Genomic DNA, 15,246 nt, shown 5'->3' with positions numbered 1-15,246 from the left:
CATCCGCGAGGGCGACGGCGGGGCCGCGCGGATCGTCGAGAAGGCGGTCGTCGAGCGCGACGAAGTCGGCGCCCGCGGCGGCCACGGCCGAGACCTCGTCGAGCGTCGTGGCGTAGCCGACGCACGGGCTCTCGAACACCTCGGCCCACCAGCCGACCCGCTCGACCGTGACGTCGAAGGGCGGCATCCGGCCGTCCGGGCCGGGCTCGCCGAACAGCACGTAGTCGGCCTCGCGCTCGGCCGCCTCCATGGCGTCGTGGCGGGTGCGCAGGCCCCCGACCCCGGCGATATGGGCGGGCTTGAGGGCGCCGATCGCCTCGCCGAGCGCGGCGATGCCGGTCAGATGGGCGCCGTCGGCGCCGCTGCGGCCGACGATCTCGGGCCGGTCCTCGACCAGCACGGCGGCCCCGCGCGCCTGGGCGATCGGCGCCACCGCCTTGACGGCGTTGACGGCGTCACGCTCGCCGAGCCCGGCGGGCAGGCGCACCAGCACGGCGGCGACGTCGACATCGGCGGCGAGCGCCGCCGACAGCCGCGCCGCGGCAGCCGCGGGGTCGGTCACGGGGATGACGAGATAAAGGCGCTGGCGGTCGTCCGGCATGACCTGGAAGTGCGGGGCGATCGGGGCGAAAGCGGGGCGGTCCCACGCCGGACGTGCCGGAGCGGCCCTTTGAACAGCGCTGCACCTCCTTGTCCCTCCCCCCCTTGTGGGGGAGGGACAAGGAGGGGGGTACGCCGCGAACTCCGAGCGTGAGGCTCACCCCCCCTCCCCCACAAGGGGGGAGGGAGCAGGAAATGCCGGGTGGCACGATATAATGCTCAGATGGCGAAGCGGAGTGAGAACTCCGCCTCACTCCGCCGCGGCGGCGGCCGCGGCCTTGCCGACCACCGGGTCGAGCTTGCCGGCGGCGTAGAGCTTGGCCATCTCGGCGAGCGGGATGACCCGCTTGATCTTCGACGCCTGGCCGGCCGTGTTGAACTCCTGCAGGCGCTGCTTGCAGAGCTTGGTCATCGCCTCCATGGCCGGCTTGAGATACTTGCGCGGGTCGAACTCGCTCGGGCTCTCGGTCAGCACCTTGCGGATCTGGCCCGTCATCGCCATCCGGTTGTCGGTGTCGATGTTGATCTTGCGCACGCCGTTCTTGATGCCGCGCTGGATCTCCTCCACGGGCACGCCCCAGGTCGGCTTCATCTGGCCGCCGTACTGGTTGATGATGTCCTGCAGATCCTGCGGCACCGACGAGGAGCCGTGCATCACGAGATGGGTGTTCGGCAGCAGCCGGTGGATCTCCTCCAGCACGTGCATGGCGAGGATCGCGCCGTCCGGCTTGCGGGTGAACTTGTAGGCGCCGTGGCTGGTGCCCATGGCGATCGCCAGCGCGTCCACCTTGGTCTCGACGACGAACTTCAGCGCCTCCTGCGGATTGGTGAGGAGCTGGTCGTGGCTGAGCTTGCCTTCGGCGCCGTGGCCGTCCTCCTTGTCGCCCATGCCGGTCTCCAGCGAGCCGAGCACGCCGAGCTCGCCCTCGACCGACACGCCGCCGAGATGCGCCATGTCGACGACCCGCCTGGTGACGCCGACATTGTAGGCCCAGTCGCCCGGCGACTTGCCGTCCTCCTTGAGCGAGCCGTCCATCATCACCGAGGTGAAGCCGGCCTGGATCGCGGTCATGCAGGTGGCCGGGCCGTTGCCGTGGTCGAGATGCACGCAGATCGGGATCTGCGGATAGATCTCGGTGAGCGCGTCCATCATGCGGGTGAGCATGATGTCGTTGGCGTAGGCGCGGGCGCCGCGCGACGCCTGGATGATCACCGGGGCGTCGAGGCTCGACGCCGCCTCCATGATCGCCAGCGCCTGCTCCATGTTGTTGATGTTGAAGGCGGGCACGCCGTAGTCGTTCTCGGCCGCGTGGTCGAGGAGCTGCCTGAGTGTGATTCGCGCCATCGTCGTCTCCCGTCCTGTTTCGCCCTGATGACTGTCGCCGCTGTGAACTTCGCCGCTGTGAACTTCGCCGCGGTATATGTCGCCGCCGTGAGTGTCGCCGTCGTGAGTGTCGCCGTCGTGATCGCTTCGCCCGAAGGGATCACGACGGCCGCAATGATCACTTCGCCCGGAGAATCTCGACGCCCGGCAGCGCCTTGCCCTCCAGCATCTCCAGGAAGGCGCCGCCCGCCGTCGAGATGTAGGTGAAGCGGTCGGCCGCGCCGGCGTGGTTGAGGGCCGACACGGTGTCGCCGCCGCCCGCGATGGTGACCAGCTTGCCGGCCGCCGTCAGCTCGGCCGCGGCCTCGGCGATCTCGACCGTCCCGGTGTCGAAGGGCTCGATCTCGAAGGCGCCGAACGGGCCGTTCCACAGCACCGTCTTGATCAGCTCCAGCTCCGACACGACGTGCTCGATCGAGCGCGGGCCGATGTCGAGGATCATCTCGGTCGGGCCGACCTCGTCGAGGGCGGCGACGCGCGACGGCGCGTTGGCCGCGAACGTCTCGGCGACGACGGCGTCGACCGGCAGCACGATCTGCTTGCCGCTCGCCTTCGCCTTGGCGAGGATGTCGTTGGCGGTCGGGATCAGGTCCGGTTCGCACAGCGACTTGCCGACCGGATGGCCCTGCGCGGCCAGGAACGTGTTGGCCATGCCGCCGCCGATGATCAGCACGTCGACCTTGTCGAGCAGGTTGCCGAGCAGATCGAGCTTGCCCGACACCTTGGCGCCGCCGACCACGGCGGCGACCGGGCGCTTGGGCTGCTCCAGCGCCTTGCCGAGCGCCTCCAGCTCGGCCTGCATGCTGCGCCCCGCATAGGCTGGCAGCTTGTGGCCGAGGCCCTCGGTCGAGGCGTGGGCGCGGTGCGCCGCCGAGAACGCGTCGTTGACCCAGATGTCGCCGAGCGCCGCGAGCTTGTCGACGAAGTCCGGGTCGTTCTTCTCCTCTTCCTTGTGGAAGCGGGTGTTCTCCAGGCACAGCACGTCGCCGGGCTGCATGGCGGCGGCGGCCATCTCGGCCGGCTCGCCGATGCAGTCGGACGCGAAGGCGACCGGCTTGCCGATCACCTCGGCGACCGCGGCGGCGACCGGGGCGAGCGAGTACTTGGGATCCGGCCCGCCCTTCGGACGACCGAAGTGGGAGAGCAGGATCACCTTGGCGCCCTTGGACGTGAGCTCGGTGATGGTCGGCGCGGCCCGCTCGATGCGGGTCACGTCGGTCACCTTGCCGTTCTCGGTCGGCACGTTGAGGTCGAGGCGGACGAGGACGCGCTTGCCCTTCACGTCGGCCTGGTCGAGTGTTCTGAATGCGGTCATCTGATCCCCAACCGGAAAATCATCAAGCCGACGATTGCGCCGGCGCCCCACGTCGCGACGAGAGCCACCAGGAGCTGGTCCAGGTGGGCGGTCGGGACAGTCGCCCGCGCAATTCGGCGACCGAATCCACGGCCGTGCTCGGCTTCGTGTCGAGGGCGCTCGGCTCGGTGTCCATCGCGCCCGGCTTCGCCTCGATCGTGCGAAGCAACGTCTTCGGACCGGCGTGGCCGTCCCACCGCCGGGCGACGCGACGATCGTGAGGCGGCATGCCGCCGCCCCCCGTCTCGCTGCCGTCCGGCGTGCGGTCCATCGCGGTCTCAGATCAGCTTCGCCATCGCCACCGCGGTGTCGAGCATGCGGTTGGAGAAGCCCCACTCGTTGTCGTACCAGGACATCACGCGCACCAGGGTGCCGTCCATGACCTTGGTCTGGTCGACGTGGAACACCGACGAGTGCGGGTCGTGGTTGAAGTCCGACGACACGTTGGGCTGCTCGGTGTAGCCGAGGATGCCCTTCAGCGGGCCGTCGGCCGCGGCCTTGATGGCGGCCGTGATCTCGTCCTTCGAGGTCGCCCGCTTGGCGATGAACTTCAGGTCGACGACCGAGACGTTCGGGGTCGGCACCCGGACGGCGACGCCGTCGAGCTTGCCCTTGAGCTCCGGCAGCACGAGGCCGACCGCCTTGGCGGCGCCCGTCGAGGTCGGGATCATCGACAGGGCGGCGGCGCGGGCGCGGTACAGATCCTTGTGGACCTGATCGAGCGACGGCTGGTCGTTGGTGTAGGAGTGGATCGTCGTCATGAAGCCCTTGTCGATGCCGATGGCGTCGTTGAGGACCTTGACGACCGGGGCGAGGCAGTTGGTCGTGCAGGAGGCGTTGGAGACGACCAGATGCTCCTTGGTCAGCTTGTCGTTGTTGACGCCGTAGACGACCGTCAGGTCAGCGCCGTCCGACGGGGCGGAGACCAGCACCCGCTTGGCGCCGGCGTCGAGATGCATCTTGGCCTTGTCCTTGGCCGTGAAGATGCCGGTGCACTCCATCGCGATGTCGACGCCGAGCTCCTTCCACGGCAGCGTGGTCGGATCCTTGATCGCCGTGACCTTGATCTTGCCGTGGCCGATGTCGATCGAGTCGCCCTCGACCTTCACGACGCCCGGATAGCGGCCGTGGACGGAATCGAAGCGCAGCAGGTGCGCGTTGGTCTCGACCGGGGCGAGATCGTTGATCGCGACGAACTCGATGTCGGTGCGGCCCGCCTCGGCGGCCGCGCGCAGAACGTTGCGTCCGATCCGGCCGAAGCCGTTGATTGCCACCCGTACAGCCATGCTGGTCTCCCTTCCATGCCCACAAGCGCAGCCCGGCGGGCCGCGCGCCATGTCGATCCGATCTCGCCGTCGGCCGCCTTGATATAGGTCGGTTCTACACGACCCGTACGGCGGCTTTTTTTACAATGCCTGCAATTTGCCCAGGGCGACCTCGGCGACCCGTTCCGGCGTGATGCCGAAATGGCGGTAGAGGTCTGGCGCGGGACCGCTGGCGCCGAAGCCGGTCATCCCGACGAACCCTCCGTGCGATCCGACGATCGCGTCCCAACCCTGACGGATGGCGGCCTCGACCGCAACCCTCACGGGCGCGTCGCCGATCACGGCCTCGCGCTCCGCCTCCGGCCGCTCGAGGAACAGCTCGAAGCACGGCACCGACACGACCCGGGCCGGCACGCCGAACTCGGCCAGCCGCTTGCGCGCCGCGACCGCGATCGCGACCTCGGAGCCCGACGCGAACAACGATACCTTCGCCGGTCCGCCCTCGGCCGGCAAGAGCTCGTAGGCGCCGCCGGCGCACGGGTTCTCCGCGGCGGCCGCGTCGCGCAGCTGCGGCAGGTTCTGGCGCGACAGCGCCAGCACGCTCGGCCGGTGATTCGAGCCGAGCGCCAGCGCCCAGCACTCGGCGGTCTCGACCGCGTCGCAGGGGCGGAACACCAGGAGATGCGGGATCGCCCGCAGCGCGGCGAGATGCTCGACCGGCTGGTGGGTCGGCCCGTCCTCGCCGAGCCCGATCGAGTCGTGGGTCATCACGTGGATGACCCGCCGGCCCATGATGCAGGCGAGTCGGATCGACGGGCGACAGTAGTCGGAGAACACCAGGAACGTGCCGGAGTACGGAACGACACCGCCGTGCAGCGCCATGCCGTTCATGGCCGCCGCCATGCCGTGCTCGCGGATGCCGTAATGGATGAAGCGGCCGCCGTAGTCCTCCGGCGTCAGCGCCGGCATGCCCTTGGGGCGGGTGTTGTTCGAGCCGGTGAGATCGGCCGAGCCGCCGATCAGCTCCGGGAAGGCCGGCACCAGCACGCCGAGCGCCAGCTCCGAGGAGGAGCGGCTGGCCCGGTCCTTCGGATCGGCGGCGAGCTGGCGCTTGATCTCGGCGAGCGCGGCGTCGAGCCTGTCGGCCGGCACCGTGCCGGCGATGCGGCGCTCGAGCTCGGCCTTCCGGTCCGCCGGCAGGGCGGCGACGCGGCTCTCCCAGGCGGTGCGGAGGTCGCGCGAACGCGCCCCGGCGGTCCGCCACAGCGACAGGATGTCGTCCGGCACCACGAAGGCCGGCGCGTCCCAGCCGAGCGTCTTGCGGGCGCCGGCGATCTCCTCGGCGCCGAGCGGCGAGCCGTGCGACTTCTCCGAGCCCGCCTTGGTCGGCGCCCCGAACGCGATTGTTGTGCGGCAGGCGATCAGGCTCGGCTTGTCGCTCTTCTGCGCGGCCTCGATCGCGGCCAGGATCGCCGCGGGATCGTGGCCGTCGATCCGGCAGGCGTCCCAGCCGGCCGCCTCGAAGCGCTTCAGCTGGTCGACCGAGTCGGCGAGCCGGATCGGGCCGTCGATCGAGATGCCGTTGTCGTCGAACAGCACGATCAGGCGGGACAGCTTCAGGTGGCCGGCGAGCGCGATCGCCTCCTGGCTGATGCCCTCCATCAGGTCGCCGTCGGAGGCCAGCACATAGGTGTGGTGGTCGACGATGTCCGGCCCGTACTCGGCGGCGAGGTGGCGCTCGGCGATCGCCATGCCGACCGCGGTCGAGATGCCTTGGCCGAGCGGCCCCGTCGTCGTCTCGACGCCCTCGGTCGCCTCGACCTCGGGATGGCCCGGGGTGCGCGAGCCGAGCTGGCGGAAGTTCCTGATGTCCTCCATCGAGACCGACTGGAAGCCGGTGAGATGGAGCAGCGCATAGAGCAGCATCGAGCCGTGGCCGGCCGACAGCACGAAGCGGTCGCGGTCGAACCAGTGCGGCGCGGCCGGATCGAGCTTCAGCACCCGCGTGAACAGGACCGTGGCGATGTCGGCTGCCCCCATCGGCAGCCCGGGATGTCCGGACTTCGCCTTCTCGACGGCATCCATGGCGAGAGCCCGGATCGCATTGGCCATCCGGTCGTGATCGGCGCGGGAAAGGGGGGTAATGTCGGCCTCCTGTGTGCCTGCGGAGGTCGGCGTCGGCCGCGATGCACCTTCGTGGACTGACGCAGTCGGGGGAGGCGGACGTCGCGACGGCACCGGCCGAAGGCCTCGTCTGGCGAGGCTTAGGACCTGATAGGCAGCCCGTATGACACTGTCAACGCGACAGCGCCGCCTTTGGCGCGGCCTGCCGGCGCGGGACGCGCGGGATTTCGCGCCGAGGCTGTCGGACCTGTGTGCATCGCATTGACGGGGGATTGCGAACGCCCGTAAGGTTCGCCCTGCATCTGCTTGCCATTTCATGCTTTCGGGGAAGTCAGGGGTAGCCGGACGAGCCCGCGGTGCGGGTCCGTGAGCGCACCGGGAAGCGGCTGCAGAATGGCGGGGCGAGGGCGCCATGAGCGACAGCACGATCGTGGAAGCGGCCAGCACCCGGCTCCAGCGGGCCCTCGCGGCGTTGGAGGAGGCGGTCGAGCGCCGGCACGAGCTGGAGCGCGGCCTCAGCGCGCTGTCCGAGCAGGTCCACACGCTCGGCGCAGACCGGGCGCGCCTCGCCGATGCGCTCGACCGCGAGACGGCGCGGGCGCAGCGGCTCGACGGCGTCGGCCGCGAGGTGGCCGGCCGGCTCGACGCGGCGATCGCGACGGTGCGGGCCGTGCTCGCCACCGACGAGACCGGATGAGGGTCGCCCGATGGCGCTCGGAGGAACGAATCGTGGGGCTCTTCTCGATGCGGCGCGGGCGAGCGCCTCGCGGTCCGGTGCAGCCGGATCGGGCGCCGTCGAATCGGACGCAGCAGCTCCCGGCGCAACGCGGTCCGGCGCAGCAAGGTCGGCCATGGCTCATGTCAGCGTGACGATCAACGGCCGGCAGTACCGGATGGCCTGCGACGACGGGCAGGAGCACCATCTGGCCCGGCTCGCCCACGACCTCGACCAGCGCATCACCAAGCTGCGCACCAATTTCGGCGAGATCGGCGACATGCGGCTGACCGTCATGGCGGCCCTGCTGATCGCCGACGAGCTGGCCGAGGCGTCGCAGCGCGCCCGCCGGTTCGAGGAGGAGGCGACGGAGCTCCAGGAAACCCGCCGGGCCGCCGCCGAGCGCAGCCAGGCGACAACGGCGGCGATCGCGGCCGCCCTCGATTCGGCCGCCGAGCGCATCGAGCGGGTCACCCGCGCCCTCGACCACGGCGCCGACGGTCACGAGCTGCCGGCCGGGTGACGACGGCACCTCACGCTCCGACATCACTTTTTGCAGCGAGTGGCAGCCCCTCGCCCGCACGAGCGCGTTGCATACGCCGTCATTCCGGGGCGCGCCGAAGGCGGGAACCCGGAATCCAGCCGCGCGCTCGGCAGTCCGGACTGGATTCCGGGTTCGGCGCGGAGCCTGTCGTCGGGCCGGCCGAAGGCCGGACCCGATGGCGCCGCCCCGGACTGACGCCTCGGAATGGTCCAGCCATGCGAAGCTCTCCCGAACGGGTGGCGGCGCGGCGCGCAAACGACTAGATAGGTCGTGCGGGGCTGCGGGGTGCGTTTGGGGTCTTTTCCCCGGGGCCTTATCGATCCTGAAGGGAGCTGTCCCTGGCCGGGCCCGTGGGCCCGGACACATGGCGCCCACCTACCATGGTAGGGAACCCGGGATCGCATACTCCGACGGCTCAGGCGGCTCCGCACTTCTTTTCCGGCCCGGCCCTCCAGGTCGATGGCCCTCCCCTGCCCCGTCCCGGGAGCGACCGCGCCGCGCATGAGCCCAAGACACCCGAACGACCCGGTCCACCCGAACGATCAAGTCGCCGCCGCGAAGGCGGCGCTGCGCAGGGCGGCGCTCGATCGCCGCGACGAGCTCGCCGCCGAGGACCGCGCCGCCGCCGCCGAGGCGATCGCGGCACGCCCCCTGCCCGTGCCGGTCGGCGCCGGCACGGTCGTGTCGGCCTATATGGCGATCCACAGCGAGATCGATCCGGCGCCGCTGATGCGCCGGTTCGTCGAGAACGGCGCGGGACTCGCGCTGCCGGTGGTGCAAGGGCGCGGAAAACCGCTTCTGTTCCGCGCCTGGGCGCCGGGCGTGCCGCTGACCACCGCGGGCTTCGGCCTCTTGGAGCCCGGCCCGGAGGCCCCTATCGTCGTTCCCGACGTGCTGCTGGTGCCGCTCGCGGCCTTCGACCGGGCCGGCCACCGGATCGGCTACGGCGCCGGCCATTACGACATGACCCTCGCGGCGCTGCGGGCCGAGAGGCCGGTGGTCGCCATCGGGCTCGCCTATGCGTCCCAGGAGATCGTGCGGGTGCCGGCGAACGAGCGCGACGCGCGGCTCGATCTCGTGCTAACGGAGGCCGAGATCATCGATTGCCGCTAGGCGCTGCGCCCCGGTGCCGCGCGGCGGCGCCGGCCGGTCGCGCCTCCGGGGACGTCCGACCGCAGAACCTTCGGGACGTGTGAGCGTGCGAATTCTCTTCATCGGCGATGTGGTCGGCCGCAGCGGCCGGGCCGTGGTGCTGGAGCGGCTGCCCGAGCTGGTGCGCGACTGGCGGCTCGACTTCGTGGTGGTCAACGGCGAGAACGCGGCCGGCGGCTTCGGCATCACCGAGCTGATCTACCACGACCTCCTCTCGGCCGGCGCCGACGCCGTGACGCTCGGCAACCACTCCTGGGACCAGCGCGAGGCGCTCGTGTTCATCGAGCGGGCCGAGAAGCTCGTCCGCCCGCTCAACTATCCGCCCGGCACGCCGGGCCGCGGCGTCGCCCTGGTCGAGGCCCGCAACGGCGCCCGTGTGCTGGTGACCAACCTGCTCGGCCGCGTCTTCATGGATCCGCTCGACGACCCGTTCGCGGCGGTCGAGCGCGAGATCGCCGCCTGCCCGCTGCGCGACGCCGCCGACGCCATCGTGGTCGACATGCACGCCGAGACGACCAGCGAGAAGCAGGCGATGGGCCACTTCCTCGACGGACGGGCGAGCCTGGTGGTCGGCACCCACACCCACGCGCCGACCGCCGACCACCGGATCCTGCCGGGCGGCACCGCCTTCATGAGCGACGTCGGCATGACGGGCGACTACGACACCGTCATCGGCATGGCCAAGGACGAGCCGCTCAACCGCTTCCTGCGGCGCATCCCGGGCGGCCGGTTCGAGCCGGGCGGCGGCCCGGCCACCCTGTGCGGCCTCGCGGTAGAGACCGACGACAAGACCGGCCTCGCCGCCAAGGTGGCGCCGGTGCGGATCGGTGGCGCGCTGGAGCCCGCCGTCCCGGCCTTCTGGACCGCCTGACCCACCACCGAGCGCCGTCCCCCGGGGCTCCCGCCCCTTGCGGGACCGGCCCGAATATGGCTTTTGCCGGCGCGCCTCTTTATATCTGCGCCTCGAGGCGACCCCGAGGACGTCGGCGCGCCCGCATCCCGCGGTTGCGGCGCGACCCCTCGACGAACCCGACGACACGGTCCCGACCGCAGAGTCGCGACCGCACAGACACGACCGAGCCCGACAGGACCCGACATGGCCGGACATTCCCAGTTCAAGAACATCATGCATCGCAAGGGCCGGCAGGACGCGATGAAGTCCAAGCTGTTCGGCAAGCTGGCCCGCGAGATCACCGTGGCGGCCAAGCTCGGCCTGCCCGATCCGGCCATGAACGCCCGCCTGCGCGCCGCCATCATCGCGGCCCGGGCCGAGAACATGTCCAAGGACTCGATCGACCGCGCCATCAAGAAGGCGTCCGGCAGCGAGGGCGAGAACTACGACGAGATCCGTTACGAGGGCTACGGGCCCGGCGGCGTCGCCGTGATCGTCGAGGTGCTGACCGACAACCGCAACCGCACCGCCTCCGACGTGCGCTCCTACTTCACCAAGTCGGGCGGCAACCTGGCCGAGACCGGGGCGGTGTCGTTCATGTTCGACCGCCTCGGCGTGATCGAGTACGGCCCCGAGGTCGCCTCCGCCGACGCCATGCTGGAAGCGGCGATCGAGGCCGGCGCCGACGACGTGGTGTCGTCCGAGGGCGGCCACGAGGTCTACGCCTCGCAGGAGACCTATCGCGACGTCGCCAAGGCCCTGGAGGCGAAGTTCGGCGAGCCCAAGAAGGCGGCGCTGGTGTGGAAGCCGCAGAACTCGGTGGCGGTCGACGACGAGCAGGCCGAGAAGCTGTTCAAGCTGATCGAGTCGCTCGAGGAGCACGACGACGTGCAGCACGTCTACGCCAACTTCGAGGTCTCCGAAGCCGCCATGGCCAAGATGGGGGCGTGAGGCACACGCCCGTGCTTCGTTCTGTCGGGAGCGTTCGATGACCACGCTGGACGAGATCGAGAAGGCCGTCGCCCGGCTGCAGCCGAACGACCTCGCGCAGTTCCGGGCATGGTTCGCGGCGTTCGACGCGGCGCGGTTCGACGACAAGATCGAACGCGACGCCAGCGACGGAAAGCTCGATCGCCTGGCCGAGCGCGCATTGAAAGACTACCGTGACGGGCTCGCCCGCGAGCTATGAAGCATCTGGCCAGCCCGGATTTCTGGACGGCGTACCGGCGCCTGCCCGATGCCGTCCGAGATCTCGCCGACAAGAACTTCGCGCTACTGAAACAGGACCCCCGCCACCCCTCGCTCCACATGAAGAAGGTCGGACGGTTCTGGTCCGCCCGGGTCGGGCTTCAGCACAGGGCGCTGGCCGTCGAGATCGACGGCGGGCTCTTGTGGTTCTGGATCGGCTCGCATGCCGACTACGACGGTCTCGTGGGATAGAGACCGCGGCCGCAAGTCACGCGCGCACCGCCCGGCCCAACCAACGATCGGTATCACTTCCCCTCGAACACCGGCTTGCGCTTCTGTTTGAAAGCGCGAAGCCCCTCCAGGTAGTCCTGGCTGTCGTAGACGACGCGGCGCAGGCCCTGCAGGCGCTCGAAGCCCTCCGGGCTCACCGGATGGGCGCCTTCGAGGATGCGGAGCTGCTCCTTCATCACCGACACGGCGAGCGGCGCGTTGGCGGCGATGTCCCTGGCGATGCCGTACGTGACGGTCTCCAGCTCCTCGATCGGCACGATGTGGTTGACCATGCCGAGGTCGAAGGCGCGCGCCGCCGTGACCGGCTTCGCCGTGAACGCCATCTCGCGCACCGTGCAGGCCGGCGCCGCGTTCAAGAAGGTCAGCATGCCGGAGATGTTGTAGGGCACCGAGAGCTTGGCCGGCGTGATGGCGAAACTGGCGTTCGGCGCGATCACGATGATGTCGCAGGCGAGCACGACCTCGCAGGCGCCGCCCCACACGCTGCCCTCCACCATGGCGATGACGGGGATCGGGAAGCGCGAGATCTCGCGCACCAGATGACGCACCGGGTCGTCCCAGCCGAGCGGATCGCGATGCCCCTCGGGCAGCTCGTCGATGTTGAAGCCGGCCGACCACACCGAGACGCCGGGCTGGGCGCGGAGCACCACGGCGCGCAGATGGTCGCTGCGGAAACCTTCGAGCGCCGTGCACAGCGCGTCGATCAGGGCGCTCGACAGGGCGTTGCGCTTCTCGGCGTTGTCGAGCGTGACGGTGCCGACAAAGCCGTCGCGCGACGTGGTGATCAGGCCCATTGAGCGCTCCCGAAGGTGTGAAGGATGGGCGACCGCCTAGCTGATTTGCGGCGGCTGCGGCAGTCGGAAGAATGCGGGGCGAGGTCGCGCTCCAGCCACGGTCATTCCGGGGCGCCGCGAAGCGGCGAACCCGGAATCCAACGACAAGCTCCGCGAACCGGGCTGGATTCCGGGTTCGCGCTTTCAGCGCGCCCCGGAATGACGCGAGATGCCCCTCACGCGGCGAAAACCCGCCAGGCGGTCGCGCTCGGCTCGTGCTTGGCCTGCGACTTCGCCTGCGCCATCACGGCGTGGATCTGGTCGAGGTCGCTGGTCACGGTGCCGGGGCCGAGCTCCAGCACGGCGACGCTGCAGCGGAGCAGGTCGAAGCGGCGGCTGCGGCCGTCGCGGTCGCGCCCGGTGATGAAGCCGAGCCGCTGGTCCTCCGGGCCGTAGAGCTTGCGCGCCTCGCGGCGGAAGTCCTCCAGCAGCTCGGCGAGCGTCGCGCGCAGCACCGCCGGATCGTGATCGCGAAAGCCGGCGAAGAAGTCGTCGCCGCCGACATGGCCGAGCAGCACGCCGGGCCCGCCGAGCAGGCGCCGCATCAGCGTGGCGAACAGCGAGATGGCGCGGTCGCCGTGCGGGAATCCGTAGCGATCGTTGAACGGCTTGAAGTCGTCGAAGTCGAAGTAGCAGAAGTGCCGCCGCACGTCGCCGTCGAGCGCGGCGACGGCGACGAAGTCGGTGATCGAGAGATTGCCGGGCAGCTCGGTGAGCGGGTTCTGGTTCTGCGCCTGCTGGATCTTCTTGTCGTTGATCACCGAGAGGAGCGCCGCCGTCGACAGGACGCCGATGTATTTCAGGTTCTCGGTGACGATCACGCCGTCGCTGCCGTGGGCGTTGGCGAACACCTCGAGGATGTGCTCGGCCTCGGTCGCGATGTCGACGATCGGGCAGGCGGTCACGAAGGACGAGATGCGGCGCTGATAGGCGCGGTTGGTGAGGAGGTCGCGCCCGAACGGCATGTAGATGTACTGCTTGAGGTCGCGCTCGTGGATGATGCCGCGCGGCTCGCCGGCGTCGTCGACCACCGGGAAGAAGTGCTCCTGCGGCGCCTTGCGGAACAGCTCGAACACGGCCGGCAGCTCGGCGTCGATCGCGACCGCGGGCAGCGCCGCCATCTGGTTGCGGATCAGGAGCTCGTCGGTCTTACGGTCGCGCCGGTGCTTGGCCCGGGCCGTCACGACATGCGGGTAGGTCGCGAGCAGCTCCGACATCTCGCAGGTCGGGCGGGCGACGAACCAGCCCTGCACCAGATCGCAGCCCGCCTCGCGGCAGGCGATGTACTCGGCCTCGGTCTCCACGCCTTCGGCGATCACCCGGATGCCGAGCACATGGGCGAGGTTGGCGATCGTGGTCACCAGGAGACGCTTGCGCTGGCTCTGCGCCATGTCGCGGATGAAGTGGCCGTCGATCTTGATGTAGTCGATGCCGTGGTCGCACAGCAGCTTCAATTCGGAGACCCCCAGCCCGAAATCGTCGATGGCGAGCCGGCCGCCCATGGTGCGCAGCGTGCCGACCACGGCTCCGAAGGTCGGCTCGGCGTCGTTGTCGAACCGCTCGGACAGTTCGAAGCACAGGGTCGAGGCGGGGATGCGCTTGCTCTCCAGGACCTTGCCCACCGAGCCCAGGATTTGGTGGCCGGCCTTGAGGGCGCGTCCGTCGAGATTGATGAACAGCTTCTTGCCGGCCGAATCGGGCAGGCTCGCGAACTTGGCGATGGCGCGGGCATGCAGCATCTGCTCGAGCGGCACCAGCACGTCCGCCTCGGCGGCGAGGTCCAGGAGCGCGATCGGCGTGTCGAGGCCGAGGCGATCGACCCCGCGCATCAGCGCCTCGTAGCCGTAGACGTAACCGGTGTTGATCTCGACGATCGGCTGCAGCGCGTAGTCGACCACCAGCTTGGCGAGCGACACGATGTGGTCACGGCCGAGGCGCGGCAGCGCGGCGCCTGCCGCGGGCAGAGCGGGCATGGGAGCGGTCATGGGGACGGGCATGGCATCCTCGCGGAGCCCACGATCCGGTCGGCGGCTCCGAGGACAGGAGACTAGCCCGCGACCCTTTTCGGCTTGTGACAGTTCCGTAACCGCTTCTCGCGTGGTTGACGAAGGGTTTACGCCGCGTCCGCGGGCGATGCCTCGACGTCGACCGAACCGGCTCGGTCGATTCCGCCGCACCTTGGTATAAGACTGGCGATCATGCGCGCAGCGATTCGAATTCTCGGCATCGATCCCGGCCTCCGCCGCACCGGCTGGGGCGTGATCGACGTCGAGGGCAACCGGCTCGCCTATGTGGCCTGCGGCTCGGTGGCGAGCGACGAGCGCGACGCCATGGGGGCGCGGCTGGTGGCGATCCACGACGGGCTCGCCCGGGTGATCGGCGACTTCTCCCCCGCAGAGGCAGCGGTCGAATCGACCTTCGTCAACAAGGACGCCTCCGCGACGCTGAAGCTCGGCCAGGCGCGCGGCGTCGCCCTGCTGGTGCCGGCGCTCGCCGGACTTTCGGTCGCCGAATACGCCCCCAATCTGGTGAAGAAGACCATCGTCGGCGCCGGCCACGCCGAGAAGGACCAGATCCGCATGATGATCGGCATGCTGCTGCCCAAGGCGGCGCCGCAGACCCACGACGCCGCCGACGCCCTCGCCATTGCGGTCTGCCACGCCCACCACCGCACCAGCGCAGTGATCCGCGCGACGCTGGCAAAGGCGGCGGGGGGATGAGGGCGGTGACGAAACAGCCATCTCCTCGCCTGAAGGGCTCGGGATGCGACGGGCGTGGCCGCACCCTGCTCCCTCCCCCCTTGTGGGGGAGGGATGGGGAGGGGGGTAGCGGCTCGCTCATGCGGGTGGGGCTCACCCCCCTCCCTATCCCTCCCCCACAAGGGGGGAGGGAACGAACACCGCC

General features: G+C 70.1%; 15 protein-coding genes and 1 other RNA gene. 9 read left to right on the top strand and 7 right to left on the bottom strand.

Annotation, left to right across the window (positions count from 1 at the left end):
• From ABTU92_RS22650 to tkt, 5 genes are all read right to left on the bottom strand, one after another.
• Nucleotides 1-562 (bottom strand): thiamine phosphate synthase (locus tag ABTU92_RS22650; protein ID WP_408093883.1); only part of this gene is annotated, 562 nt, incomplete at its 3' end.
• A gap of 288 nt (nucleotides 563-850) precedes the next feature.
• A complete protein-coding gene (fba, locus tag ABTU92_RS22645; protein WP_408093882.1) occupies nucleotides 851-1,945 on the bottom strand; it encodes a class II fructose-bisphosphate aldolase in 1,095 nt (364 codons plus the stop codon).
• 157 nt (nucleotides 1,946-2,102) lie between these two features.
• Nucleotides 2,103-3,299 (bottom strand): phosphoglycerate kinase, encoded by a 1,197-nt coding sequence (locus ABTU92_RS22640; protein WP_408093881.1) that lies wholly within the window; start codon nucleotides 3,297-3,299, stop codon nucleotides 2,103-2,105.
• Between the two features lie 317 nt (nucleotides 3,300-3,616).
• Nucleotides 3,617-4,624, bottom strand: coding sequence for a type I glyceraldehyde-3-phosphate dehydrogenase (gene gap, locus ABTU92_RS22635; protein ID WP_111359219.1), 1,008 nt, complete (start codon nucleotides 4,622-4,624; stop codon nucleotides 3,617-3,619).
• A gap of 120 nt (nucleotides 4,625-4,744) precedes the next feature.
• Entirely contained in the window at nucleotides 4,745-6,715 is a 1,971-nt protein-coding gene (gene tkt, locus ABTU92_RS22630) for a transketolase (protein WP_408093880.1), read from the bottom strand.
• A gap of 424 nt (nucleotides 6,716-7,139) precedes the next feature.
• Here tkt and ABTU92_RS22625 point away from each other — a divergent pair, with 424 nt between their 5' ends.
• From ABTU92_RS22625 to ABTU92_RS22590, 8 genes are all read left to right on the top strand, one after another.
• Nucleotides 7,140-7,424, top strand: a complete 285-nt coding sequence (locus ABTU92_RS22625; protein ID WP_408093879.1) for a DUF4164 domain-containing protein — start codon at nucleotides 7,140-7,142, stop codon at nucleotides 7,422-7,424.
• 154 nt (nucleotides 7,425-7,578) lie between these two features.
• Entirely contained in the window at nucleotides 7,579-7,965 is a 387-nt protein-coding gene (locus tag ABTU92_RS22620; RefSeq protein WP_408093878.1) for a cell division protein ZapA, read from the top strand.
• Between the two features lie 293 nt (nucleotides 7,966-8,258).
• Nucleotides 8,259-8,416: non-coding RNA, 6S RNA (ssrS, locus tag ABTU92_RS22615), on the top strand.
• A gap of 71 nt (nucleotides 8,417-8,487) precedes the next feature.
• Nucleotides 8,488-9,099 carry a 5-formyltetrahydrofolate cyclo-ligase gene (locus tag ABTU92_RS22610; RefSeq protein ID WP_408093877.1) on the top strand — a complete coding sequence of 204 codons (612 nt, stop codon included), beginning with the start codon at nucleotides 8,488-8,490 and terminating at the stop codon, nucleotides 9,097-9,099.
• An 85-nt stretch (nucleotides 9,100-9,184) separates the two neighbouring features.
• Nucleotides 9,185-10,009: a TIGR00282 family metallophosphoesterase gene (locus ABTU92_RS22605; protein ID WP_408093876.1), complete on the top strand. Its 825-nt coding sequence runs from the start codon at nucleotides 9,185-9,187 to the stop codon at nucleotides 10,007-10,009.
• A gap of 225 nt (nucleotides 10,010-10,234) precedes the next feature.
• Complete coding sequence (locus ABTU92_RS22600; protein ID WP_408093875.1) at nucleotides 10,235-10,981, top strand: YebC/PmpR family DNA-binding transcriptional regulator; 747 nt, start codon at nucleotides 10,235-10,237, stop codon at nucleotides 10,979-10,981.
• 37 nt (nucleotides 10,982-11,018) lie between these two features.
• On the top strand, nucleotides 11,019-11,219 hold the full coding sequence (locus ABTU92_RS22595) for a hypothetical protein (RefSeq protein WP_408093874.1): 201 nt from the start codon (nucleotides 11,019-11,021) through the stop codon (nucleotides 11,217-11,219).
• Nucleotides 11,216-11,470, top strand: a complete 255-nt coding sequence (locus ABTU92_RS22590; protein WP_408093873.1) for a type II toxin-antitoxin system RelE family toxin — start codon at nucleotides 11,216-11,218, stop codon at nucleotides 11,468-11,470. The genes ABTU92_RS22595 and ABTU92_RS22590 overlap by 4 nt, the downstream gene beginning before the upstream one ends.
• Nucleotides 11,471-11,523: 53 nt before the next feature.
• Here the strand turns inward: ABTU92_RS22590 and scpB are convergent, their stop codons facing one another.
• Together scpB and ABTU92_RS22580 are read right to left on the bottom strand one after the other, a co-directional pair.
• Nucleotides 11,524-12,303 carry a methylmalonyl-CoA decarboxylase gene (scpB, locus tag ABTU92_RS22585; protein ID WP_408093872.1) on the bottom strand — a complete coding sequence of 260 codons (780 nt, stop codon included), beginning with the start codon at nucleotides 12,301-12,303 and terminating at the stop codon, nucleotides 11,524-11,526.
• Nucleotides 12,304-12,518: 215 nt separating this feature from the next.
• Entirely contained in the window at nucleotides 12,519-14,315 is a 1,797-nt protein-coding gene (locus ABTU92_RS22580; RefSeq protein ID WP_408093871.1) for a GGDEF domain-containing protein, read from the bottom strand.
• Nucleotides 14,316-14,540: 225 nt separating this feature from the next.
• Here ABTU92_RS22580 and ruvC point away from each other — a divergent pair, with 225 nt between their 5' ends.
• Nucleotides 14,541-15,062 (top strand): crossover junction endodeoxyribonuclease RuvC, encoded by a 522-nt coding sequence (gene ruvC, locus ABTU92_RS22575; RefSeq protein ID WP_408093870.1) that lies wholly within the window; start codon nucleotides 14,541-14,543, stop codon nucleotides 15,060-15,062.
• Nucleotides 15,063-15,246 lie beyond the last annotated feature (184 nt).

Source organism: Rhodoplanes sp. SY1 (assembly GCF_046000175.1).
Taxonomy (GTDB): Bacteria; Pseudomonadota; Alphaproteobacteria; order Rhizobiales; family Xanthobacteraceae; genus Rhodoplanes.
Note: the sequence above shows the minus strand (reverse complement) of the source record. Positions and strands in the feature narration are given on the sequence as shown.